17 protein-coding genes and 1 other RNA gene are annotated in these 24,644 nt (G+C 39.3%); 4 read left to right on the forward strand and 14 right to left on the reverse strand.

Annotated elements, in window-relative coordinates; genetic code table 11:
• Nucleotides 1-3 precede the first annotated feature (3 nt).
• From J671_RS15600 to J671_RS15645, 11 genes are all read right to left on the reverse strand, one after another.
• Nucleotides 4-954 (reverse strand): hypothetical protein, encoded by a 951-nt coding sequence (locus tag J671_RS15600; RefSeq protein ID WP_006581380.1) that lies wholly within the window; start codon nucleotides 952-954, stop codon nucleotides 4-6.
• Between the two features lie 162 nt (nucleotides 955-1,116).
• Nucleotides 1,117-2,430 carry an McrC family protein gene (locus J671_RS15605; protein WP_004888326.1) on the reverse strand — a complete coding sequence of 438 codons (1,314 nt, stop codon included), beginning with the start codon at nucleotides 2,428-2,430 and terminating at the stop codon, nucleotides 1,117-1,119.
• Nucleotides 2,431-2,442: 12 nt separating this feature from the next.
• A complete protein-coding gene (locus J671_RS15610; RefSeq protein WP_004888328.1) occupies nucleotides 2,443-4,818 on the reverse strand; it encodes an McrB family protein in 2,376 nt (791 codons plus the stop codon).
• Between the two features lie 83 nt (nucleotides 4,819-4,901).
• Complete coding sequence (locus J671_RS15615; protein ID WP_004888331.1) at nucleotides 4,902-8,168, reverse strand: type I restriction endonuclease subunit R; 3,267 nt, start codon at nucleotides 8,166-8,168, stop codon at nucleotides 4,902-4,904.
• Nucleotides 8,165-9,550: a restriction endonuclease subunit S gene (locus J671_RS15620; protein WP_004888343.1), complete on the reverse strand. Its 1,386-nt coding sequence runs from the start codon at nucleotides 9,548-9,550 to the stop codon at nucleotides 8,165-8,167. Before J671_RS15620 ends, J671_RS15615 begins: the two co-directional genes overlap by 4 nt.
• Nucleotides 9,550-11,829 (reverse strand): type I restriction-modification system subunit M, encoded by a 2,280-nt coding sequence (locus J671_RS15625; protein ID WP_004888344.1) that lies wholly within the window; start codon nucleotides 11,827-11,829, stop codon nucleotides 9,550-9,552. Before J671_RS15625 ends, J671_RS15620 begins: the two co-directional genes overlap by 1 nt.
• Nucleotides 11,830-11,917: 88 nt before the next feature.
• Nucleotides 11,918-12,277, reverse strand: a transfer-messenger RNA (tmRNA) gene (ssrA, locus tag J671_RS24840).
• A 162-nt stretch (nucleotides 12,278-12,439) separates the two neighbouring features.
• Complete coding sequence (gene ggt / locus J671_RS15630) at nucleotides 12,440-14,425, reverse strand: gamma-glutamyltransferase (RefSeq protein WP_004888345.1); 1,986 nt, start codon at nucleotides 14,423-14,425, stop codon at nucleotides 12,440-12,442.
• Nucleotides 14,426-14,727: 302 nt separating this feature from the next.
• A complete protein-coding gene (locus J671_RS15635) occupies nucleotides 14,728-16,251 on the reverse strand; it encodes a DHA2 family efflux MFS transporter permease subunit (protein WP_004888346.1) in 1,524 nt (507 codons plus the stop codon).
• Between the two features lie 6 nt (nucleotides 16,252-16,257).
• Complete coding sequence (locus tag J671_RS15640; protein WP_006581382.1) at nucleotides 16,258-17,409, reverse strand: EmrA/EmrK family multidrug efflux transporter periplasmic adaptor subunit; 1,152 nt, start codon at nucleotides 17,407-17,409, stop codon at nucleotides 16,258-16,260.
• Nucleotides 17,410-17,676: 267 nt separating this feature from the next.
• Nucleotides 17,677-18,174 carry a thioesterase family protein gene (locus tag J671_RS15645; RefSeq protein ID WP_004710212.1) on the reverse strand — a complete coding sequence of 166 codons (498 nt, stop codon included), beginning with the start codon at nucleotides 18,172-18,174 and terminating at the stop codon, nucleotides 17,677-17,679.
• 142 nt (nucleotides 18,175-18,316) lie between these two features.
• On the opposite strand from J671_RS15645, the gene hemB reads away from it, so the two are divergent.
• Both hemB and J671_RS15655 read left to right on the forward strand, forming a co-directional pair.
• Nucleotides 18,317-19,330: a porphobilinogen synthase gene (hemB, locus tag J671_RS15650; protein WP_009504019.1), complete on the forward strand. Its 1,014-nt coding sequence runs from the start codon at nucleotides 18,317-18,319 to the stop codon at nucleotides 19,328-19,330.
• A gap of 25 nt (nucleotides 19,331-19,355) precedes the next feature.
• Nucleotides 19,356-20,471 carry an NAD(P)/FAD-dependent oxidoreductase gene (locus J671_RS15655; RefSeq protein WP_004888353.1) on the forward strand — a complete coding sequence of 372 codons (1,116 nt, stop codon included), beginning with the start codon at nucleotides 19,356-19,358 and terminating at the stop codon, nucleotides 20,469-20,471.
• On the opposite strand, the gene J671_RS15660 is transcribed toward J671_RS15655, so the two are convergent.
• Nucleotides 20,463-21,368: a TIGR01777 family oxidoreductase gene (locus J671_RS15660; RefSeq protein ID WP_004888354.1), complete on the reverse strand. Its 906-nt coding sequence runs from the start codon at nucleotides 21,366-21,368 to the stop codon at nucleotides 20,463-20,465. The two genes, J671_RS15655 and J671_RS15660, sit on opposite strands and share 9 nt — an antisense overlap.
• 83 nt (nucleotides 21,369-21,451) lie before the next feature.
• The gene (locus J671_RS15665; RefSeq protein WP_004888356.1) at nucleotides 21,452-21,904 is read right to left on the reverse strand and encodes an ABZJ_00895 family protein; all 453 of its coding nucleotides are present in this window, start codon (nucleotides 21,902-21,904) and stop codon (nucleotides 21,452-21,454) included.
• 379 nt (nucleotides 21,905-22,283) lie between these two features.
• Here J671_RS15665 and J671_RS15670 point away from each other — a divergent pair, with 379 nt between their 5' ends.
• The gene (locus tag J671_RS15670; protein WP_004641669.1) at nucleotides 22,284-22,661 is read left to right on the forward strand and encodes a VOC family protein; all 378 of its coding nucleotides are present in this window, start codon (nucleotides 22,284-22,286) and stop codon (nucleotides 22,659-22,661) included.
• Between the two features lie 74 nt (nucleotides 22,662-22,735).
• On the opposite strand, the gene J671_RS15675 is transcribed toward J671_RS15670, so the two are convergent.
• Nucleotides 22,736-23,209 (reverse strand): OsmC family protein, encoded by a 474-nt coding sequence (locus J671_RS15675; protein WP_023188451.1) that lies wholly within the window; start codon nucleotides 23,207-23,209, stop codon nucleotides 22,736-22,738.
• 163 nt (nucleotides 23,210-23,372) lie between these two features.
• Here J671_RS15675 and J671_RS15680 point away from each other — a divergent pair, with 163 nt between their 5' ends.
• The gene (locus tag J671_RS15680; RefSeq protein WP_004888360.1) at nucleotides 23,373-24,641 is read left to right on the forward strand and encodes an exonuclease SbcCD subunit D; all 1,269 of its coding nucleotides are present in this window, start codon (nucleotides 23,373-23,375) and stop codon (nucleotides 24,639-24,641) included.
• Nucleotides 24,642-24,644: the final 3 nt, after the last annotated feature.

A 24,644-nucleotide genomic window follows, 5' to 3' on the forward strand; every position in this document is an offset into this window, starting at 1 on the left:
TAATTACTCTTCAATTTTCTTGCTTCGCTCTACAGTAATATATTCATTTGGAATCACTAACTGCTTTTCTATATCTTTCACTTTGTAAGAAACTAAAGTACTTTTACCAATGCCTTGAAATAACACTTTAACATCTTTAAAAATAAAGGTTTTATACTGATTCAGCTCCTTAGTTGTTGTTTGTGGCAATTCAATTAAATTTGCATACGGTTCTTTAATATATAAGGTTGCCTTTTCTATTCTTACACCAGTTTTTTCCATAGTGTAATATAAAAAAATTTTGCCCACGTCTTCAATCAAAGACATAAAGATTAGTGGAGTTAGAATAAGAAAAAGAGCTGACTGTATAGAATTTTTAATCCATATTTCTAATTGCTTTAACTTTGTTTCTGCAAAATTTTTTAGATTTTTACTCGCTTTAGGATCATCAATAATTTCTCTTAAATTTTCAAACTTTAAACGGTATTCTTTGACTCTCTTCTGATTAACATAAAAAGCATAATAAGAGAAAGAAATTAGACTTATAGTAATGCCAATATAAGCATTAATTTTCCAATCTAGGAAAAATAAACCACGAATAATGTAGAGAAGGTAAACAGATACGCCCAATGTAATAATACTAATCTTTGGAAATGGAAGTTTTTCTCCGATTTTGATATGAGATGGCAGATATCTATCAACCACACTTAAGATGAAATAAGTCACTGGCAGTAAAGAAATACCAAAGAAAAATAACATCATGCAGAATGCGGTATAAACAATAGAAAAAGCTGCAAAAATCAGTAAAAAAATAAGTGTATCGCCAAAGCTAATTTCTGAAGGGATATAGCTAATTGTTAAAAGGTATGCAACTAAGCACAACACTCCTATTGCAACTATCGCTTTAGTCATTGTCAGCGCAACTTCATGCCACTGCCTCAGATTATTTACACATCTCGTTATAAAGTTGTTCATTTGATCTAACCAAATCTTATAAATTATTTAAGAATCGATGATTACCCTTTCTTAAACCGCTCCCCAGCGGAGTAATCATGTTTTGAAATTTCCCCAATTTTCAGAGTATGTTTTCACATATTATTCAAAAACTATCCGATATATCTCTTTCTTATCAATCGTTTAAAGTTTACTCTCAAAATTTGATAAAGAAATAGATTTTATAAAGTCATATGGCTTATCTAAATTAAATGGAATAACCCGCAGCATAGCTTGATCATTTTGAACATTAAATTTAAAGCAAATTTCGTCTTCAAACTTATTTTTATGATAAGGATAAATTAGAATTACTTCACTGGCATGGTCTAAATAATAATGACTATAGGCAAACATTTGTTGCACATCACTATCTTTCAATCCAAAGCGTCGATTTCGATCATTTTGGTCTAATAATTTCCATTTGGTATCTAAAATAATTTTGTACGGGGAACACTTGTGCTGAATATAAATATCAGGTTTCAATCTAAAAAGTGGTTTTTCATTAAAAGTACAAATATGTTGATTCGATACTTGTGTTTTTACATCCCACTCTTTTAACTCATGATGTAAATGATAAGCAACATAATGCTCAAAAAGTTTTTCCATAGGAAATAGTAAACTCATCCCACGCCAACCACCATGAGTAGATACAGGCATATATTCACTTAAAATCAGCTCAGTCCATGGTCTTATATCTACATATAGTGCGAGTAAACGCCCTGATTGCCACTGCTTGAAATCTTGAACTATATTTTGACTCTTTGGAATTTCTCCAGTCATTAAGCGAAGCTCTTGAGCAAGTTTCCAATTTTTAGAGCTTCGTGTTTTTTTACAAACGACATCTAATGCAGTTTTAATTAACCTATTTTCAGGGCGATCAACTTCATAGATGTCGTGTTCAATCGGAAAAATATGCTTTCTTGCTGGGGATTGTCGCATATGTTTGACATGCAGTAATTGTCCTCTTAAGTACTTTTGTTCTTCCTGAACACGTTGATAATCAAAACGCAAACCATATTGAATAAGTTTTTCAAAATTACAAAGAAACTGTTCTATGATCCACTCATGTATAGGTTGTTTAAAGCGATTTAGGCTAGCTTCCCCAGCATCACGGTATGGTAAATGTAGAGATACTTTGAGCATCTTTTTTAAGAGCTCGCGTTCTTTTTCAATCGCAGTTTGATTAGACTCACTAAGAATTATATCAACATGCTTGGGCAATATTTCAATACGCGTACCACATCTGGTTTCGATAACTCCAACATATTGATCTAGTCTAAGCTTTCTATGCCCAGCTAATTCAAATACTTTTGCCCCATGTTTTGAAAAAGAAGCTGAAAGTTCGCACAAATATTCAAATGCAGATTTAGGAATATAAGCGTGATCGAGTGTTGACTGAGGACATCCATCATAAGCAATACTTATGAAAGCATATTCTCTAACGGTAAAATCAGACATGCCTCTTCTCAATTAATGCTTAATAATCTTTGCAAAGCTTTGAATATTATCAAATTCACTTTCTACCAAATTCCATATTTTTTGTTCATCAAAGAAACCTATTTCTTCTGTATTAACGTTTGGAAAAATCTTTGATCTTTCTAAAGAAGTAGCTTCCAACATACCATTCCTATTTAATACCATATTAATTTTTGACCAATCATCAAAAAAATATTCTTGAAGTTGTGGAATAATTTTTTGTTTAAAAATTTGAGCCAATTCCTCTACTGTCGACTGGCTATTTAGCGACATAAAGTTAGCATGCCCAATGCAATGATCTCGATCCAACAGTACTTCAATACGTTGGTTAATAACTGTAAGCAATTCAGAAATGTTTACAGACATATTCACGCCTTCTTGATTTACGGCATTAATCTGAATAGGTTGTCCATTTTTATCTTTAAGTAAATCTGGTCTAGGTGGCATTTCAATAAAAGTGAATCGACGGCGTAGGGCAACATCTAAACCGGTTAATGAACGGTCAGAAGAGTTCATAGTACCGATAATGTAAAGATTACTTGGTACAGTGAATTCCTGTTTAGAATATGGCAAAGTGACAGATAGTTCTTCTTCTGCCCCTGTACGTTTTGATTCTTCTATTAAAGTAATTAACTCACCAAAAATACGAGAAATATTCCCACGGTTTATTTCATCAATAATTAAAATATAAGGTTCTTGAATATAATCAGATTTATATTTTTCTTTTTTTACTTCTTGGCGTAGCTCTTTCGCGATTGCCCATTCATAACTTTTATTTGCAATTATTTCATCTGATTGATCTTTGAGATATCTAGCAATTGCTGGATGAGATAATGAGGTTGTACTGCCTTTACCCGATACCGCTCGTGCAGCAAGTTTTCCATTTTGGTTTAATCTTAATATAAACTCATAGCCAGTCTTTGTAAAAAATGAAGTTTCCTGTTTTTTGACTTTTTCAATTAACTCATTTAGTGCTTTTTGAATACTCTCATCACTAACGTAATCATCACCAAAATCAATCCTTTCTTTCTCTTTTTTTATATTTTCACAAATTCTTTTAAATATGCCCGATATTATAGGGTAGTGAACAATATATTCATTTTTTTCATTTTTTTTACTTTCTGCACGAATCCCCTCTACAAAATCCTCGTAACTGAAACTTTGATGAAAAGTTACAAACTCTATTCTTCCTTGTTCTCTGTACTCGTCAAACTGTTTTTTTAAAACTTTACGACCAAGTTTTCTTTCTTCGATTAAAATTTTCTCTAAGGAACTATTCTTTATAATTGAAAGTGCATGATTGATCGTATGGTATGTCTTACCTGTACCAGCAGCGCCAAATAAAATACGGTTTAAAGGTTGTGCTATTTCTTCCATTTGACTTACTTCCAGCTTTGATGCTTCCGAGCTATCTTGATTACTTTCATTTAACTCATCCCACCAATTACAAAATGCCTCAAGTTGCTGCATGTTTGTAACTATCACTTGTACAAACTCATCATTTCTTGTGAGTGTTTTTGTACTCTCTAAATTACTATTAGGACTTTTTCCTTTAAGAATTGAATTTACTTGTAATCCTTTTATATATTTAGGTGGTATACATTTAAGAAATAGTCGTGGACTAGATTTATCAAAATTTGTTGTTTCTAAAGCTAATTCATAGTTATATTTATTTTCTATAACAAATAAATATTCAGTATTTTTTTCAAATTCAGGATAACGTTCATGCATATAATCATATGCAATTTGCGTATTAAACTTATCTTTTGGATTTGCTTCCAAATATTTTTGAGTCAAAGCACTATTAAAATCAAATAAGTCCTGATCTCCTTTCTCGCTTATTAATTGCTGGTACGCCTTCTCTATGGTGAAATCTTTATCTTTAAGGCCTACACCAGTTAAATAACGTAATCTTTGCTCAGCAAAAGTTGGAATAATTTTTAAGTTATTTCGATCTTGATATAAAAACGCGATTTTCCACTTCACTGTTTTAATTAGATCTATGTCTTCTATTTTATGAAGATCATTATTCTGAATCGCTTTAATTACAGCTAAAATTTGAGTCTTTACATGCTGAAAAGCACTCTCCTTGGTGCGACCATAAGCAACTCGCCAAGCATATTGATCTTCATAGATATTATTTTTTGTATTTGATTTAGCTGTTTGATCTTTTCTACTATAAATTCCAAATATAAAAGAAGATGTACCCGAAATAGTTGCAAGTGGTTTGGTTCTAAACTCAACCCAATTCATAAATGAATCAGGATCACCAGCTTTGGTATATTCTTCTAATGTCATTGCTTCTACTCGTTGTACAGGCCATGACTCTAAAAACTCATCCCATAATTGATAAAGTTCATTACTATTCATAAATTATTCACTAAATACTATTTATCTATAACTGATTGAGGTACTAATCAGCTTTCCCCTTTTTTAATTTTACGGCACTCAAACTAATTTACCGATTTATTCTCTTTGCTTGCTAATACATCATAAATAATATTCGCAAACTGACGCATCTTAGCTGGATCGCTCATCAACTGCATAGTTTGTTCATTATGTGCAGTATTACTATCTAAAACAGCATCATCTAAAGCACTATCAAACTCCCCCAACATTGCTTGTTCACGAGTATTATTTTGAATTTGTTTCATCATTTTAGTGTTTTCAGACATCTTGTCTGCTACCGTATATACATAATTAATCATGTCCTGATCTGTCAGCTTATCGGTAATAAATACTTCATTTACACGCTGCAAGATGACTGATAAAAATTCTTCATTTTTATTTTTTGGCTTTGCCGTACCCAAATCATTAGCTGGTTCTAATTTATGTTCAGTACTATTGGCTTTAAGTTGGATATCCTGCTGCCGAATCTTAGAGAGTCGATAATGGCTCATAGCAACATTACTTAAGTCAATCACATCTTCATCAGCCGCTTGCTCACGCAATAAAGGACGTAAGTTACGAGCGAATAAACTGATTTTTTCGAGTTCTTTATCGTCATATTCTACAATCTGCGACATAAACTCATAAAAGCGCGTAAAACTACCTAAATCCTTTTTAAAGATTTCGAGTGCATCACGCGCTTTTTTCGCTTCGGCAAATTCATTTTCAGCATTGGCAATTAAAACGGGTTCGCCTGTTCGTTTAGTAATTTCCAAACGATTTTTTGTCACATCATAATCATTAATTGCTTTCGTATAACTTTGCTGCCAACGTTGCATCGCAGGTTTACAGATATTGGCAAGTGCAGCATTGGATTTATTTTTGCTATAGAAAGCATCAACAAATTGTTCAACTTCGGTCATTAAGAAAATACGTGCCGCTTTAAGTTTTTCAGCTAAGTCATAGACAATATCAGGATTAGAAACGTCTGCTAGTTCTGCTGTTTGGTAATAAGGTTGGAACGCATCCAAAATATCTTGCGGATCGTTAAAGAAATCTAGTACAAATGTGCCAGACTCTGCCTTACCAGGATAGATACGATTTAAGCGTGATAAGGTTTGTACACATTCCACACCACCTAATTTTTTATCGACGTACATCGCACAAAGTTTTGGTTGATCAAAACCTGTTTGGAACTTATTTGCCACAATCATTACTTGAAAGTCATCACTATCAAATGCCTTACGCATTTCACGTCCTTTCAAGTTTAGGTTCATATTACTCTCAGTAAATTTTTTCCCAATTAAATGACTACTATCTGCATCATTTTCCGAAAACTCAACCTCACCTGAAAATGCTACCATCGCTTGGATATTGGTATATTTATGTTCTGCCACATATTTATCAAAAGCCTGCTTATAGCGTACCGCTTCTTTTCGTGAACTGGTAACGACCATGGCTTTAGCTTGCCCACCCAATAAGCCCATTACATTCTTTTTAAAATGTTCAATAATCACTCGTACTTTTTGCGAGATATTATGGTCATGTAGACGTACCCATTGATTGAGTTTGATCTTAGCTTTCTTGGCATCAACCTGATCGTCTTTTTCTTCAATCTTTTGCTTAAGCTTATAAATGACTTTATAGTTGGTATAGTTCTTTAGAACATCCAGAATAAACCCTTCCTCAATCGCTTGGCGCATTGAATAGACATGGTAGGCTTCGGGCTTATTGATTTTGGATGGCGGTAGTTCAGGATTCGGCAAACGACCAAAGAGCTGTAATGTTTTATCTTTTGGTGTTGCCGTAAAGGCGTAGAAACTTAAATTTTCACTCCCTTTACGTGAAGCCATGACCGCATCTAATACATCTTCTGAAGTAAGCTGATCATCCTCATCACGCTCCTCAAGCATCAAAGTTTCTTTTAGCTGGCGTGCAGTTGAACCACTTTGCGAAGAATGTGCTTCATCGGCAATTACGGCATATTTACGTTCTTTTAAGCTGGTACTATTTTCAATAGCACGCAGTACAAATGGGAAAGTTTGAATGGTCACAATAATAATTGGCTGCGCCATCTCTAAAGCTTTTGCCAATTTTTCAGATTTGGAACCATCACCTTCTTTATTATTAATTCGTCCGACCACACCGTCAGCATGTTCAAACTGATAAATAGTATCTTGTAGCTGTGCATCGAGAATCGTTCGGTCAGTCACTACAATCACAGAATCGAACATCTTTTTATTGTTAGCATCATATAGGCTAGACAGTTGATGTGCGGTCCATGCAATTGAATTAGATTTACCTGAACCTGCACTGTGCTGGATCAAATATTTTTGTCCTGTGCCTTGTGCCAAGGAGTCTTCGACTAATTTGGTCACGACTTTCCATTGGTGATAACGGGGAAAAATCAGGCTTTCTTTTTTATATTTACGCCCTTCCCAATCTTCTTTTTCTTCAATCTGTAAATGAATAAAGTTACCAATAATATTAAGCAAGCTATCTGGGGTTAGAACTTCATTCCACAGATAACCTGTGGCATATTCATTCACATCTTCAGGTACGTCATTACCTGCCCCCTGTTCTTTGGTGCCTTTGTTAAATGGCAAGAAATAGGTATTGTCACCATTGAGGTGAGTTGCCATATAGACTTCATACTGGCTCACCGCAAAATGTACCAATGCACCTCGTTTAAAGGTCAATAACGGTTCTGGCTTATTGGTTTCAGGGTCTTTTGGCAGACGTGTTTTTTTATATTGTGCCATGGCATTTTGCACGGCTTGTTTAAACTCTGACTTGAGTTCCAGTGTTGCCACAGGAAAGCCATTAATAAACAGGACTAAATCGATGCGCCATTTTTTTGCTTGTTTACCTGTTGCTTCGAGTTCGGCTTTGTTAGCATATGGGCTATACACCAACTCAGGTACAACACGACAAATATTCTGTTTATAAATTTCATTTAAGTGTGGGTTTAAACCATGTTCAGGTTTAAACTGGCAAAATGAAAAGCGTGTACCACGGGTTTTCAGTCCATGACGCAATACGCCCAAAGTCCCATAACTGCGGGATTCAATATCTGTGGCGTTAATGTCCGCTTTCTTAAGCTGTGCTACGACGGTATCTAAAAAATGACGCTCAGTATCATTGGGGAAAATACTTTTAAATTTTTGCCACTCTAAGTCTTGGGTCTTTTGTACAAAGTCTAAAACATCTTGCTCATAAAGTGCTTTTTCACGGTTGTAGCCCTGCGCTGAACCCACCTGCCAACCGCGGCTTTGCATTTGATCAATAATATCTTTCTGGAAAATCGTTTCTAAAGTTACATCTGATCTCATGCACTTAACTCCATGTTATCTTGATTATTATTTTTATTCAAATGTTGCCAGTTACGAACGTCAATTTTACCTGTTACGACTGCTGAAATAAGGGCTGTACGGCGTTCTTGCATGAGTTGAATAGCCTTTTCAGCCGATCCCATTAACTTAGAGAAATGATCAATTTTCTTTTTGATGTCTACAACAATTTTCTTAATTTCATTTTCAGGTGGAATTGCTATCGGAATAGCTTTGACGATATCTGTATTTAAGTTTGGTTGCCCTGAACCTTGCTTAACTCTTTCACGTAAATCATTTGTCAAAATGGATAAATAAAAATAAGCATACTCTATGTCTATTTTTAAATCCTCAAATCCAACTACACCATCGTTTGCATTAGCATTGATAGACAAGATTTTAGGAACTCCAAGTGTTGCACCACTATTCGAAAGCAACAAAGTGCCTGATTGAAAAACTCGACACTGCTCACTACCTTTCTTTGTCAGGAAAGTTTCTGTACTTGTAAGATATAGCTCATCATCCTTTGTAATTTCGGCAACTGTTACCCATGGTGAATAATCACCATTAAACAATGCTGGATCACCAGCAGGACGTGGCGAACCACCACGGACTACTTGAGAAATATAACCAAATTTACTCACAGTCCAATGCTCAGGCACTTCCCCTAACCATTCCACACCTGAATCTTTCATCGGTACATTTGGATTTAAACCTTTAGTCACAGCATGACTAATCACTGCTTGGCGTTTTTCTTTAAGCAGTGCAATCAACTCTTCTTGTTTGGCAATAAGGGTATCAATTTTTGCGGTTTCATGGTCGAGATATTGTCTAATTTTGACTTGTTCAGATAAAGAAGGATAAGGGACTTTAAGTTTTTTTAATTCACCTAAGTTAATCCTAATACGTGTTGTGCCTGTTGAAACGAGTTCAGCGTTTTCCCTTACACAATCTGAATTAATCGCCCAAATTAAAAAATTTAAATCCACTAATTCTAAGTCAGGGCTTAATTTGACACAGTCTGCAACAATTACGTATTCATCATATTCATCTGATACAACGGCTGCTCTAGCCACTGGCTCAGCCATTTTAGCTATCACTATGTCTTGAGGTAATGCTAAGTGTCGAATCAAATCTATTTTTTTATTTTGCGAGATAAATTTCATGTTGCGAAGAATATGCTTTCCATCTCGTATGTTATTTAATTGGATTAAAGGTATACCTTCATCCAAATAATCATCCGATTTTAAATCTGAACCAAAAGGTCCGTCTACAAAAGCATTTTTTGTTTGCATAGAAAGAAAGCCCAACCGCTTTTCTTGCCAGTGCGAAGGTAATTCAGTTTTAAAATAATCACTATATTTGAATTCAGAATAGCTCATCATTAAGAATGCACCTCTTGCAGCAGTGCCATAATTTCACGGCTCACCGCATCTAAGTCAGCATCGATCTCCGCCAAATCACGTGGCGGTTGATACACATAAAAATGACGGTTAAACGGAATCTCATAACCGACTATGCCAATCTCGCCATCCTGTGCATCACGCTTATCGGCATTAATCCATGCATCAGGCACATGCAGTTGTACTTCACGCTTAAAATAAGACTCAATTAAATCGATGGTGCTTTGGCTTGGGTGGTCAAGCGCAATATTTTCTGCATCACGCAAATCGCCATCCTGTACAAACTCAACTACTTTAGCTTTATAGCTAAACTGACCATATAGCGGGTTTTCTTTACCCTTAATCACTTTATTAATGCATGGTTCAGCTTCTGGATTTTTCCAAGTGACGGCATCCAAGAACTGCTTTTTCTCTTTGCCTTCGAGTTTAATGCTACTGTCTTTTAAAGCCTGTTTAAGTAGCTCATCAAAGATATTAAAATCATCAAACTGTGCTGTACCGATCTTGGTTTGTAAGCTTTGTGCTTTACGCATTAAAGCCCGTTGTTCAAGCCAGAGTTTTGGCTCAAGTACAGTTTTAATATCTTTTTCTTTCAGTTCGCTAAATTCAGCTTTAATCAGAGCACGAATTTCAACTTGAGCATCGTCACTCAACTGCCCATAGCTTGTCTCAGTCCAATCTTTGCCATAGCTTTCATAGACTTTTTGCATCACGGCATTAAATGGCTTAGGCGCAAAACGTAAAGTTGCAATTCGGTCATCAGACAATTGCGCTGATAAACGTAACGGACGTTCAATGGTCACACGGCGATAGCCAAACTCATAGCTGTTAAAAATTTTGCTTGAGAATGGTTTTTGCTGTTCACTTTCACCATCTAAAGTCAGTGTATCTACTGCTTCAAACGCGCCATAGTTTTGGGTAATTGTCCTAATTTCTGATTCTGTTAGATAGTTACGCTTTGAACCAAGTGACTTACGCATTTTCGAGCTGAGGTTCGACGCATTAATTAAATGCACTTTGCCTTTACGTTCAGCATCTTTCTTATTGCTGAGCACCCAAACATAGGTCGCAATACCTGTGTTATAGAACATGTCTGTAGGTAAGGCGATTATCGCTTCGAGCAAATCCGCTTCTAAAATATAACGACGAATTTCACTTTCACCACTGCCAGCACTACCTGTAAACAATGGTGAACCATTTAAAATAATTCCAATACGGCTGCCTTGACCAGTGCTATCCACATCGCGCATCTTGCTAATCAAATGCATCAAGAACAACAGTGAACCATCAGATACACGGGGTAAACCAGCTCCAAAACGACCATTAAAGCCCTTTTGTTGGTGCTCATCTTTAATCTCGTCTTCAATCTTTTTCCAGTCCACACCAAATGGAGGGTTAGACAGCATATAGTCAAACTTTTCATAAGCGAGTTGGTCGTTAGATAATGTGTTTCCGAGCTTAATATTACGGACATCCTGCCCTTTAATGAGCATATCCGCTTTACAAATGGCATAAGACTCTGGATTCAATTCCTGACCAAAAACACGCATCACTGCTTCAGGATTATGTTCATAAACATATTCCGTACCTGAGGATAAGAAACCACCTGTTCCAGCAGTTGGGTCATAAATGGTTCGAATCACACCCTCTTTATTTAAGGCATCATCATCTTGGCTAAAAATTAGGCCAGTGGTGAGTCGTACAATATCTCGTGGAGTAAAGTGCTCCCCTGCGGTTTCATTCGAACTTTCAGCAAAACGTCGAATAAGTTCTTCAAATACTAAGCCCATATCATGGTTAGAAATATTTTCTGGACTTAAATCGGTTGAAGCAAATTTCTGAATGACTTTATAAAGTAAGTTTGCATCATCCAGTAAACCCGTAAACTCATCAAACTTAAAATGTTCAAAGATTTCACGCGCATCTTTTGAGAAGTGTTGAATGTAATTACCAAGATTTGCTCGAATATTCTTTTGCCCTAAACTACTCAAGTCAAGCTCTGAGGTATTAAAAAAAGATAGGCCATCTGTTGCTTTTAATAAAATTTTTTCTTTTGCTTCTTCTGGTAAAGGCATAGCCTTCACTTTCTCATTTGCCTCTAAAACACTGGCTTTACTAGATTCAAATACACATTCTAAACGGCGTAGTAATGTAAAAGGTAAAATTACTCTCCCATACTGAGATTGCTTAAAATCTCCTCGTAATAGGTCAGCAACAGACCAAATAAAAGCAGCAACCTGAGAAAAGTTCGTATTTGTCATGTTTACTAAAACCTTATGTACAACCGTTAATTTTAATTGGTCAATAAAAAAGCCCCAAATAATTAATATTTGGGGCTTTTTCGAATCTTGGTGGAGATGGCGGGAGTTGAACCCGCGTCCGCCAGCACTACGCTCGAGAATACTACATGCTTAGATATCGTCTATTGTTTTAACACCAAGTGACCCGACGAACAGGGTACAAGGTGCGATCCTCTAAGTTTGGTATAAAGCCCCGAGGCTTGACTCTATACGGACTTGTGTGCGTGCGCTTCAGTCGGGTTCCCAGACCACAAGTATTCTAGGAAGCGGACAAGCGGCCCTTAGGCAGCTAGAGCGTAAGTTTCGTCGTTTGCGACTATTTAAATGCAAATTTTATTTACGAGAGAAAATGCGCTCTCGGCATGCATCTATGAGTTTCATCACCGGCGTCGAAGCCAATAACATCCCCATGAATGTCTGCACATCATAGCATAAATAAAATAAAATGCTGTGCATTTTATCAACAGTCTGCCACTGATGAACATACTTACATAATTGAGTGCCTTTTGTTTTTTTCAAGGCCCCTTATAAAAAAGCTGCCAAAAATGACAGCTTTTTTTTAAAGTTTAGCCTATAAAGCACCATTGCCTAACACAATCCCTTCACGGCGTGGGTCTACCCCACCTGCGTATTTGCTTTGATTATTTATATTTACTTTCATAATCGTTGAAATACCACTGGTTTGCGCAGTATTAGAAATGCCATGCCCTTTTGCTTTTAAACCTTCAATTAGGTCAACTAAGGAAAGCTGTACATTCGAGCTATCAATATTGGTATTTGGACTATTGGTCGCGCCAAAGTTTACAAGCGAAGTGGCCTGCTGTGCATTTAAGTTCCAGTCCAACGCTCCCACTAAAGTTTTAACTACATATTGAATAATCGTACCGCCGCCTGGTGAACCCGTTGCCATATAAAACTCATCTGGCGTGGTGCCTTTAAACACTAAGGTTGGTGCCATAGTACTACGTGGGCGTTTGCCACCTTCTACACGGTTGGCAACCAGCGCCCCAGTGCTGTCATAAGGGTTCGCGCTAAAGTCAGTTAACTGGTTTGACAGCAAGAAGCCATCCACCATGTGGAATGAGCCCATGCTCGATTCAACAGTCGATGTCATTGAAACCACATTGCCATAGGCATCTACTATCGTAAACTGAGTTGTGCCATGTTCAACAGTGGTATCTACACCTGCCGCTGTATTGAAATTACCTGCTGGTGCTACGCCCATACTTTGGTTCGGGTTAATCAGTGCTGCACGTTGTTTTAAGTAATTTTTATCAATAAAACTTGGAATACCCTGTGCCGGCAAACGAACAAAGTCGGTATCTGCGACATATTTATCACGGTCAGCATAGGCCAAACGCTCTGCTTCAGACACTAAATGCACACCCATGACATCGGGCACACCACCTTCATTTTCAGGGTTCTTAGGTGGATACAGCGACATATCAAAGTTTTCTAAAATACCCAGCGTCTGTGCAACTGCAATTCCTCCCGAAGATGGAGGCGGCATGGTACATACGTAGTAACGGTCACGGTACGTTGTACAAATCGGGTCGCGTTTTTTCACCTGATAGTTCGATAAATCCTGCAAGGTCATCAAACTTGGGGTAATTGGAGTTTTTGCTGGGTCATCCCCTACGGTTTGCCCTGCTTTTGCCACAATGGCTTGTGCAATAGGTCCAGTGTGGAGAGCATTTGCCCCTTGTGAAGCGAGTGCTTCAAGTGTTCTGGCATAGGCTTTATTGGTCATGGTCTCACCGACTTTGCGTGGTGATCCATCTGGGTAGAAATAGGTTGCCATTGCATTTGCATCGAGTGCTAAATTGCTTGCATTACTTGCAATAGCATCTGCCAAACGCCCCGGAATACGAAAACCATTGTCAGCCAAACCAATCGCTTCACCAAAAAGCTGGTTCCATTTAAGTTTGCCATGTTCTTTTTGGGCTTGTTCAAGCAAACGCATCACACCCGGCACACCAATCGAGCGACCACTACGGCGCGCACTTGGTACAGGCGGAGGTGAATTTGGGTCATATATATTTTGGCGAATTAAATAAAATTCGTTGGCTGCCGCTGGTGCGGTTTCACGGCCATCATAAGCAGTGACTTGCTTGGTTTTGGCATCGTAATACATCATAAAACCACTACCAGCAATGGTGCTCGACTGTGGCTCGACCAAACCAAGCACGGCTTGTACCGCTACGGCTGCATCAACTGCGCTACCGCCTGCTTTTAAAACATCACAACCTGCTTTTACTGCAAGTGGCGTGTTTGCCACCACCATATATTTATCTGCGTATTTAACCGTGTTACCGAGTCTATAACCCGATGCACCCTCTGGCGCTGCTGGGTCACCATTTTGGTTTGAACCGACCACCACGCTTGAACCGTCTTGTGCCAGTTTGCTACAACTGGTGGGGTCATTATCTACAATTAAATTGGGCAGGGTTGTATTTGAATCATCCTTGGGCTGATCTGACGAGGAGTCATCTCCACATCCTTGTAATAAACCGACTGCTAATAAGCTACTGAACAAAAATGAATATCTTTTATTCACGTGATAACTCCAATATATCCGCCTGCCTATCCATGCAATTGCCATGCAAGCTTCTTTGTTTTCAGGTCTTCAGTTTTTTAATCTTTGATAAAAATAAAGTTTTAATAATATTAAATGATTAAGGGCATTAATCCTGTGCCCTGTGTTATGCCTCCTCGCTTGATATCACACTCTTTTATAACTGATTTGCTCAACTCTGGCATGTTTTATTTCTTAAAATACAGGCAAATTTTTCTATTTATAAACTCGCTATTTTTTAGTAGGCCTAAAAAAAGCACCTCCGAAGAGATGCTTTTTGATGTTTAGTGAGAAGGCATGCCGCTGACCTGTTTGGGTTTTGGACACAGCCAAATCACCAGCCCAGCAAAGACAAACACAATCGCAAATAGCAAAAACACATGGTTTGCTGACATAGTAATGGCTTCTTTATCGACAAGGTTTGAAATAATTCCAAGCGTCGAGTCAGTCGTAAAACCATTTTGCAGAAGTGTGTTTTGTACTTCGGTTGGGTTCAGGTTTGATACCATTTCACTACGGGCAACTTTGGCATGGTCATCCCATACGGTCACTGCAATTGAAGCACCAATCGCCCCTGCCATGGTTCTTAAGAAGTTCATGAGGCCTGCAGCAGATGCAATCTCTTGCTGGAGCACTGAACCAAGTGCAATGTTAGACAGTGGAATAAAGAAGAATGGTACAGCAAAACCTTGCAAAATTTGCGGCCAAGCCAGTGCCATAAAGTCGGCATCTGTGGTCCAGAATGCCCGCATTAAAGTCACAATGCCCAGCAAAATTAAACCAAAGCTCGCCAGCGCACGTGGGTCATGTTTGGTCGAAAGTTTTGCCACAATCGGTGACATGGTCAAACTACCAAAGCCCATGGTTGCAGTTAAATATCCGGCCCACGTCGCGGTATAGGAAAGGTTCATTTGCAGCCACTGTGGTATCAATACAATGCTGCCAAAGAATGCGCCAAAGCCAAGCGATAAGGCCAGTACCGAAATAGCAAAGCCCCTATGCCTAAAGACTTTGACATCTACCACAGGATGTTTATCGGTGAGTTCCCATATCAGGAACACCACAAAGCCAATGGCGGCAGTTAAGCCTAAAACCACAATGCTCGTGCTATTAAACCAGTCACGTTCATGCCCTAAGTCGAGCATAAGCTGTAACGCACCAATCCAGAGAATTAACAGGCCTAAACCAACGGTATCGATTCGTAAAGAAATGGTTTCTGTTTCTGCTACTCTTAACAAGCGCATTGCTGCTAATACACAGACAATACCGACCGGTAAGTTAATAAAGAAGATCCAGTGCCAAGATAGGTTGTCACTAATCAGACCACCCAAAATTGGCCCTAAAATTGGTCCAACGACTGTGGTCATTGCCCATAGGCCCATTGCCTGCGCATGTTTTTCTTGTGGGAAAATACGCATAAGCAAGGTTTGGCTGAGTGGCATAAGTGGACCACCACAAAGGCCCTGCCCAATACGGAAAAACACCAACATTTCTAACGATGTTGCCAAACCGCACAGGAAAGAAAAGACCGTAAAGCCAATTAAACCAAGAATAAAGACCCGTACCGTCCCAAAACGGCCAGCCAGCCAGCCCGTTAAAGGTACACAAATCGCTTCTGCAACTGCATATGAAGTAACGACCCATGTCCCTTGTGTACTTGAAACAGCAAGGTTACCGGTAATGTGCGGTACAGAAACGTTGGCAATGGTCGTATCAAGTACGACCATAAAGTTCGACAAGGCAATAACAAACGCTGCCAGTAGTAAACGTCCACCGCTTAACTCGGCAAAAGGTGTTTGCGTTTTCATAAGCGTTTACTTCGCAGATAAGTCGACTTTTGCTTCCATCGACAAGCCAACACGTAGTGGGTGTTCAGCAAGTTCTTTCGGATCCAGTGCAATACGAACTGGTAAGCGTTGAACTACTTTAATCCAGTTACCTGTTGCATTTTGAGCCGGAATTAAGGCAAAGGCAGAGCCTGTACCACCAGAGAAGCCCACCACTTTGCCGTGGTATTCAACATCATCGCCATATAAATCAGACGTTAATGTGACTGGCTGACCTGGGCGGACTTTTTTCAGCTGACTTTCTTTGAAGTTAGCATCTACATATAAATCGTTCAGCGGCACAATCATCATCATACTGCTACCCGGTGCAACGCGTTGTCCAACCTGAATATTACGACGTGTAATGACACCATCAACTGGTGCACGTATTACGGTACGTTCCAAGTCAAGCTGAGCTTGTTCCACATGTGCTTGTGCAACTTGTACATCCGGAGTCGATGTTTCGCTTACACCCTGAATTAAGGCTTCGTTTGCAGCTAAAGTGCTTTCGGCAGCTTTACGGCTAGAAGTCGCTTGTGCCAAGCCAGCTTTAGCAAGCTCTAGTCCTGCTTTAGCAGTTTCAACTGCACTTTGTGCTTTGGTGAGTTCTTCTTTAGATACCGCACCAGAAGCAGCAAGCTGCGCACGGCGATTAAGCTCTAAAGCAGCTTTGTCATAGTCGGCCTGTGCTTGGGCAACTTGTGCTTTGGCACTGTTAATTTCGTCAGCACGGACCACAACTTGAGAGTTTAATGAGCTACTGTTTGCCGCAGTCTGTTTGTATTGGCGTTTTGCTTTGGCAAGCTCTGCCTCGGCTTGTGCCAATGCAATTTTGGCATCACGGTCATCAATACGAACCAGCACATCACCCCGATGTACTGTTTGAGTATCATTTACCAAAACCTGAGCGACCTGACCACTCACCATTGAGGTAATTTGCGCGGTTTCTGCACCGACATAAGCATTATCTGTACTCACCGAGTGATTTAAAAATAATGCCCAGATTGCATATAAAATAGCGGCGATCAATAAAATCAGCGCAAAAAAACCAAGAAATTTTTTGCGCTTGTTTTGGTTGTTGTCATCCGAGGCAGATGTTGTTGGCACTGTTTCTTGTACATTGCTTTGTGCATCAGTCATGGTATGTTCCTAAAGATGAGTTGGCTTTGCCATCAATCTTGCACTACACCTTGTTATAGAGTTTTTATTATTCTATAAACAAGACATATCGCATTGTCAAAGCAGTCAATTTTAACGCTAAAACCTCATGATGTGAGAATAAAAAAATATAACTCATGCGTTCGTTCTAATTAAATTAATGTTTATCTCAAGATTTTTATGAAAATTCTAGCTTTTCAAGCACTAAAAAAAGCGCACATGGCGCTTTTAAAGTGTTCAATTCATCGCCTAATAGGCATATGAAGCGATCCCCGCAGCGATGGGTTTATCTTCATCATTCACCATCGTCATACGCATAGTGCAGCCTTTACGACCTAAACGTAACACTTCTGCACGCGCAATAAAATACTTACCGCGTCCCGGCGCCAAATAATCTACACGCATATCGACGGTCGCCAAGCGTGTAACCTGTTTAATGGTTTCAGGCAGGGTTTCCGGCGTTGAGCGACGATAGAGATGTTCCATTGCCACAATTCCACCAATGCTATCGAGCAAAGTTGCAGCCACACCACCATGCAAAACCTGAAAAGCCAAATTGCCAATGAGATCAGGTTTCATTTCAACATAGCCTTCAATATGCCCATCTACCACACGCATAATCATTCCACTATGCTTAAAAAAAGGACAATTATTAAACGCTTTACACAATTGGTTGAGAACCACATTTAGGTCAGTTTTAGCGCCTAATTGTATGTTCCCCGTCCAATTTTTCTTTTCATCACTCATACGTTGCCTAAATTTAAAAGCATGATAAATACCCATAATTTTGTACAAATCTAGCATTATGGGTCTACAATACAGCAGTCGGTTGACAGTAATGGAATATCCGCCAACCTATCCTAGTGTAATACCGAACATCGAGATTGTTATGACTTATACGTTCAATCGTCCTGCATTTCCAGCTACTCGCATGCGCCGTATCCGTAAAAATGACCAGTTGCGTGCGATGGTCAGCGAAACACAGCTCACTACCAATCACTTGATTTATCCAGTATTTGTATTACCGGGACAAAATCAGACCCAAGATATTCCAAGTATGCCAAACATTCAGCGTTTGTCGGCAGATTTATTACTGAAAAAAGCTGAAAAACTTCTGGAATTAGGTGTATCAAAACTGGCTCTTTTCCCTGTAACACCTCAAGAAGATAAAAGCCTTACCGCAGAAGCTGCATGGCGTGAAGATGGTTTAGTTCAGACCACTTGTCGTTTGCTTAAAACAGAATTGCCAGAAATGGTTTTAATTACTGATGGTGCACTCGACCCATATACGACTCATGGTCAAGACGGCATTATTGATGAAACTGGCTATGTACTCAATGACGAGACTGTAGAATGCTTGATTAAACAAGCATTGAGTCACGCAGAAGCAGGCGCCGATGTCGTTGCACCAAGTGACATGATGGATGGCCGTATTGGCGCAATTCGTCAAGCTTTAGAAGCCAATGGTCACATCTATACCAACATCATGGCCTACTCTGCGAAATATGCATCAAGCTTCTATGGTCCATTCCGTGATGCTGTTGGCTCTGCAACCAACCTAAAAGGTGGTAATAAATATAACTACCAGATGGACTTTGGTAACCGTGCCGAAGCATTACACGAAGTTGCGCTTGATATTCAAGAAGGCGCCGACATGGTGATTGTAAAACCGGGCATGCCATATCTGGATGTGGTACGTGAAGTGAAAGATACCTTTGGTATTCCAACATTCATTTATCAAGTGAGTGGCGAATACGCAATGTTAGCGGGCGCAATTCAAAATGGCTGGTTATCAGAATCAGTGATTTTAGAATCACTCATGTGCTGCCGCCGTGCAGGTGCAGACGGAATCTGGACTTACTTTGCAGAAACCGCTGCTGAAAAACTCAAGGAAATGAACTAAGTTCGCAGAGAAAGGATAACACTGCATGCATATTGCAATCATTGGCGCGGGCATAAGTGGATTAATGTCTGCGCTGGAGTTGGTTGAACACGGCTGTACCATCAGCATTTTTGATCAACAACAAGCGGGACAAGCAGCCTCTTGGGCTGGTGGAGGTATCCTCTCTCCGATGTACCCGTGGCGCTATGTGCATGCAGTGAACCAACTCGCTCAATTTGGTAAAGCCTCTTATCAAGCATGGAACCAAAAGCTCTACCCTATTACAGGGATTGATTTTGAAATTCATGACACAGGCATGCTGATTTTTGATGAAGAAGATTTTGACGTCGGGCTTTCCTACGCCGAGCAGCATCAAGAACCGATGCAGCGCTGTGAATATCTACAAAGAGATGCCCTAGAGCAAGTCAATCCGCATATCTCCGATCAGTTTCAAGAAGCGATTTATTTTCCTGAACTGTCTAATATTCGTAATCCGCGTGTATTACAGTCCCTGATTCGCTATTTAAAGCAACATCCAAATGTTGAGTTTTTTGAACACACTCCGGTTAAAAAACTGATTCAACAAGGTGATGTGATACAAGCGCTCCAAACCGAAGATGGTCGCAAACATACAGCAGACCATTTTGTAATAACTTCAGGCGCTTGGAGCCATTACTGGAACTCTCAATTACAACTCGAAATTCCAGTCGAACCTGTGCAAGGTCAAATGCTGTTATTTAAAACCCCTGCTCACTGGCTACCGACCATGTGTATGAATCGAGTCATGTATTTGATTCCACGTATGGACGGTCATATCGTGTGTGGGTCAAGTATGGCACATCGTGGTTTTGACACCTCTACCGACGAAACGACTCAGCACAATATTTTAGAAGCATGTTTAGAAATGGTGCCTGAACTGGCCGATTTCCCGATTGTACATCGCTGGGCAGGCCTCAGACCAAGTTCACCAAACGGTGTTCCATACATTGGCAAAATGCCTGAAATGGACAACCTCTGGGCAAACTTTGGTCATTTTAGAAATGGTTTGTGTATGGGCGCAGGTTCTGCACAATTGCTTCGTCAGCTTATGCTAGGTCAACCAACATTAGTTGATGCCAAAGCATATTCACCAGAGCGTTTGCAAAATAAAATATTAGCCTGAGGCGAGTATATTCTCTAAAGCCATTTTTAATTGAGGATAAGCAAACTCAAATCCTTCAGCTTGTAAGGCAGCAGGTTTAACGTATTGCCCATTCAAAATCAATTGCGACTGCTCTCCTAACAAACAGCGGAAAACTGTGCTCGGCGCTGACAACATTGGTTTCTTATTTAAAACTTGTGCAGCTTGATCAACAAAAGCTTGTTGGGTCACATTTTCTGGCGCTACCACATTATGAATTTGAGCGGATTGAGGATGCTGAAATATAAACTCGATGGCATTTAACACATCTTCAATATGTACCCAAACCACAGGCTGGCGCCCGTGACCAATTTGACCGACTAAATTAAGTCGTATAGGAAATAACATTTTAGGCAAGATACCACCACCCTGCCCGAACACTACGCCTAAACGAATAATTTTAGTATTTTGCTGAGCGTCTGCTAACGCTGCGCGCTCCCACTCTTGGCAAAGCTCGGACATAAAAATAGGCTGTGGCGAGCTTTGTTCAGTGCACACCTCTGTCCACTTTTCTTGAGCATCTATGCCGTAATAACCAATGGCAGAGCCAGAGACAATCACTTCGGGAAAAATTTGAGATTGCTTGAGCCACGCATAAAGTTTTCGGGTTGTATTCACACGGCTTTCAATGAGTTGTTTTTTACGTGACTCGGTCCAGCGTTTCTCACCAATATTTGCACCCGCCAAATTCACTACATAATCAATTTTATGGGTTGAGATATCTTCGAACTTTTGCACCCACTGCAAGGCAGGATGGTCAGATTCCTTTCCAGCCTGCCGTGTCACCGCAATCACGTTATAATTTTTTTGTAATAGGAACTTAATTAAATGCGTTCCAATAAAGCCACTGGCACCAGTAATTAATACATTCTTATTCATATTTCCTCCTAAGCTGAGGATTCAAGTTTTATTTTATTGTATAAGACTCATTTATATTTAATCGTATGAGTTTTCGTAGTGATCTATTGCACATTAAACATTTTGTCTGCCATACGCTGTGCCTGTTTGCCATAAAACCAGTAAGTAATTAAATACAACGGAATAGCCAACATTAAAATCATAATGACCATAATACTTAAGAACTGAGGCTGCTTGAGGTAAAGCATAAAGTTTTGCAAAATCTCAGGGTCTTTTCTGGCAAATAAAAACAGACCGAACAAAACACCACACAAGTTATAGCCCCAAAATATGAGGGTAAAGCCTAAAGTAAATTTCTTTTTTTCTGGTACAGTCGGTGCACGGCGTTCTTTCTTTAAAAATCTAAATAAGACAAAAATCATTGCGCCTAAATATGGAACGGCTGTTAAAATACCGCCTACACTCGCTGGTAATAGTGCTGCAATCACACCGACAATTAAGGTAAGCACGATGCACAAAGCAAAAAACCAGAGAAAGTAAGAGCGTAATTTGGTCATATTTTTGCCTAATTTATGGGTTCAAAAAATAATTATAAATTTTTTTCGATTTTTTTTCATTTTTCTGTCAACCAATCCTGATCTCTTGACGTTATATAGGGTAACAAGGTCGCAGCAACCGAATACTTCCTTTGCACGGCATCCGCAAAATTGTTTCGGTGACCTTTCATTACGACTCTTTCTTCCTTCGGATTAGGTTTTGTTAGCAGCCGAAACCCTTGATGAAGTCTTTGACCGACGATTCTCTCATCACTCGAATCGTCGGTTTTTATTTTCTAGCACTTTCATTTATTTTACGCTCACCATACACAATAGTGCTTTCGTGGCTATAAAGGCTATGCGTATACTTTTTACACCATAAAAATACGATTTAAATAATATGAACAATATTGCCTATTTCGAAATCCAGTCTTCAAACCCTGCCCGCGATGCGCAGTTTTATCAAGCTGTGTTTGGCTGGCAATTTAAACTCGATGAAAGCTTACCTATTGAATATTACCGCATAGAGACACCTTCAATTATGGGTGGTCTATTAAAACGCCCTGCTCAAACACCGCCAATGGAATATGGCACCAATGCATTTACTTGTTCGGTTCAGGTGGAAAATTTCGATGAGATAGCTGCAAAAATTTTAGCGCAAGGTGGTATTGTCGCAATGGATAAATTCGCTATTCCGGGCCGCGCTTGGCATGGCTATTTTGTCGATTTAGACCACAACGTTTTTGGTATTTTCCAAGTCGATGAAAATGCAGCTTAAAGATTTTATTTAACAACTCTAATTTATTTTTAATGTATAGCCACCGCTTTTTATCGGTGGCTATTTTATTTTAATTATTCAACAAAGCTAAAGCTGGCTTCACATGTAATTGGAAAATTTACCGAGTTGGCAATCATACATTCGTGATGTGCTTCTTCATGTAGTTTTGCTGCAAGCTCTGGGTCAGCACCTTTTTCTAACACAACCTCAGGCCTTAAAATAATTTGGGTAAAGTGACCACGTTTGACCGGATCTGTATCTTCCATAAACCCAAGTGCATGGTCAACATAACTCACAACGTGAATATGATTGACTGCACAAAGGTGTAAATACCAAAGCTTATGACAAGCTGAAGCTGACGCGACCAATAAATCTTCCGGGTTCCATCTGGTCACATCGCCTAAATAGGCAGGGTCTGATGAACCTTGAATAGTAGCCTTTTGAGGATGCTGAATACTAAAGTCTCGTTTATAAGAACGATAAGATGAAGTGCCTGTACCCGTATTGCCTTCCCACTGTATTTTTACTTCGTATTTATGAATAGCCATTTTGTTCTCAAAGTTCATGGTTTGACCTGATAGTAACAAAGCAAAGCTTAAAGGGACAAAATAATTCAGGTTTCATTGCTGGCTTAAATAACGAGCACTTTAAAATGTCTTGATAAAATCTCCTGCCAATTTATGCTAACGTATCTGTGTTTATTTTGGCTTGATGTCTGTTTCTATGTCCGTACATTTTCTACATACTTCTGACTGGCATTTGGGGCAGTTTTTTTATAATCACTCACGACATTACGAACACCAACAATTTTTAAGCTGGTTGCTCACTCAAATTCAAGAAAAACAACCTCATGCCCTGCTTATTGCTGGCGATATTTTTGATGTCATTAACCCGGGTTCTCAGGCACAAAAACAACTCTACCAATTTTTAGCAGATGCACATCGTATTGCACCGCACATGCAAACACTCATGATTGCGGGTAACCATGACTCAGGCTACCGTATTGAACAAGTCGAACCGCTTTTAGAAAAATACAATGCAAAAACCGTGGGCGTAGTTCGCTGGAATGAAGATAAAACCCTAGATCTCGACCGACTACTTTTACCTATTTATAATCAAAATCAAGATATTGTGGCGTGGTGCCTGGCCCTGCCTTTTTTACGCTCGGCTGAAATTACGGGCTTTAACGAACATACCACCAATAGCAAAAACGCAATTGCCTATTTGCACCAGCAACTCATTGCCGAAGCCAAACGTCGTAAGACACCGGACCAAGCGCTTATTTTGATGTCACATGCCCATATGCAAGGTGGCGAGACATCCGACTCTGAACGCCCCATTATTATTGGTAATGAAGAGGCACTTTCAACGACGTTATTTGAAGATGCGGTCGACTATGTGGCTTTAGGGCACTTACACAAACCACAAAAAGTAGGCCAGCCGCACATTCGTTATAGCGGCTCACCCATTCCACTTTCTTTCAGTGAAATTAACTATAAGCATCAAGTGGTTGAGGTCAAAATTGACCCTTCTCAAGAGACAGATAGCCGTTTGCAATTTGAAGCTATCGAAATTCCGCGCTGCATACAATTGCACCGCATTCGTGGTGAGCTAAACGAAGTACTGCAACAACTCAAAGCCTTACCACACGGCGTGATTGAAAATATTGACCACCGTGAATATGTCGATATTGAATATTATAGTTTAACGCCGCCACAGCCGAATTTACGTCAGCAGTTTGAAGCAGCTCTACCACCTGACCGCTATCGTTTAGTGCGTATTTCACGTCAATATGTAAATAAAGACACGACTGATTCAAATACTACCCAGCATATTGCACTTGAACCGCCAACACCAGAAAAACTCTTTCAAAACATCTGGGAAAAACAAGGTTACAGTGCCGATGATGCGGTCTTAAAAGATTTTCTGAGCCTAGTACAAGAAGCACAAAAACATCTTGAAAATGATGCAAGCCATTAAGGA

The sequence above is a fragment of the Acinetobacter sp. 1130196 genome, from assembly GCF_000588095.1.
Taxonomy (GTDB): Bacteria; Pseudomonadota; Gammaproteobacteria; order Pseudomonadales; family Moraxellaceae; genus Acinetobacter; species Acinetobacter nosocomialis.

What these genes read in the sequence shown, in the direction of transcription:
- J671_RS15600 (WP_006581380.1), bottom strand. Translation starts at nt 954, where the DNA reads ATGAACAACTTTATAACGAGATGTGTAAATAATCTGAGGCAGTGGCAT.
- J671_RS15605 (WP_004888326.1), bottom strand. Translation starts at nt 2,430, where the DNA reads ATGTCTGATTTTACCGTTAGAGAATATGCTTTCATAAGTATTGCTTAT.
- J671_RS15610 (WP_004888328.1), bottom strand. Translation starts at nt 4,818, where the DNA reads ATGAATAGTAATGAACTTTATCAATTATGGGATGAGTTTTTAGAGTCA.
- J671_RS15615 (WP_004888331.1), bottom strand. Translation starts at nt 8,168, where the DNA reads ATGAGATCAGATGTAACTTTAGAAACGATTTTCCAGAAAGATATTATT.
- J671_RS15620 (WP_004888343.1), bottom strand. Translation starts at nt 9,550, where the DNA reads ATGATGAGCTATTCTGAATTCAAATATAGTGATTATTTTAAAACTGAA.
- J671_RS15625 (WP_004888344.1), bottom strand. Translation starts at nt 11,829, where the DNA reads ATGACAAATACGAACTTTTCTCAGGTTGCTGCTTTTATTTGGTCTGTT.
- J671_RS15635 (WP_004888346.1), bottom strand. Translation starts at nt 16,251, where the DNA reads ATGAAAACGCAAACACCTTTTGCCGAGTTAAGCGGTGGACGTTTACTA.
- J671_RS15640 (WP_006581382.1), bottom strand. Translation starts at nt 17,409, where the DNA reads ATGACTGATGCACAAAGCAATGTACAAGAAACAGTGCCAACAACATCT.
- J671_RS15645 (WP_004710212.1), bottom strand. Translation starts at nt 18,174, where the DNA reads ATGAGTGATGAAAAGAAAAATTGGACGGGGAACATACAATTAGGCGCT.
- hemB (WP_009504019.1), top strand. Translation starts at nt 18,317, where the DNA reads ATGACTTATACGTTCAATCGTCCTGCATTTCCAGCTACTCGCATGCGC.
- J671_RS15655 (WP_004888353.1), top strand. Translation starts at nt 19,356, where the DNA reads ATGCATATTGCAATCATTGGCGCGGGCATAAGTGGATTAATGTCTGCG.
- J671_RS15660 (WP_004888354.1), bottom strand. Translation starts at nt 21,368, where the DNA reads ATGAATAAGAATGTATTAATTACTGGTGCCAGTGGCTTTATTGGAACG.
- J671_RS15665 (WP_004888356.1), bottom strand. Translation starts at nt 21,904, where the DNA reads ATGACCAAATTACGCTCTTACTTTCTCTGGTTTTTTGCTTTGTGCATC.
- J671_RS15670 (WP_004641669.1), top strand. Translation starts at nt 22,284, where the DNA reads ATGAACAATATTGCCTATTTCGAAATCCAGTCTTCAAACCCTGCCCGC.
- J671_RS15675 (WP_023188451.1), bottom strand. Translation starts at nt 23,209, where the DNA reads ATGGCTATTCATAAATACGAAGTAAAAATACAGTGGGAAGGCAATACG.
- J671_RS15680 (WP_004888360.1), top strand. Translation starts at nt 23,373, where the DNA reads ATGTCTGTTTCTATGTCCGTACATTTTCTACATACTTCTGACTGGCAT.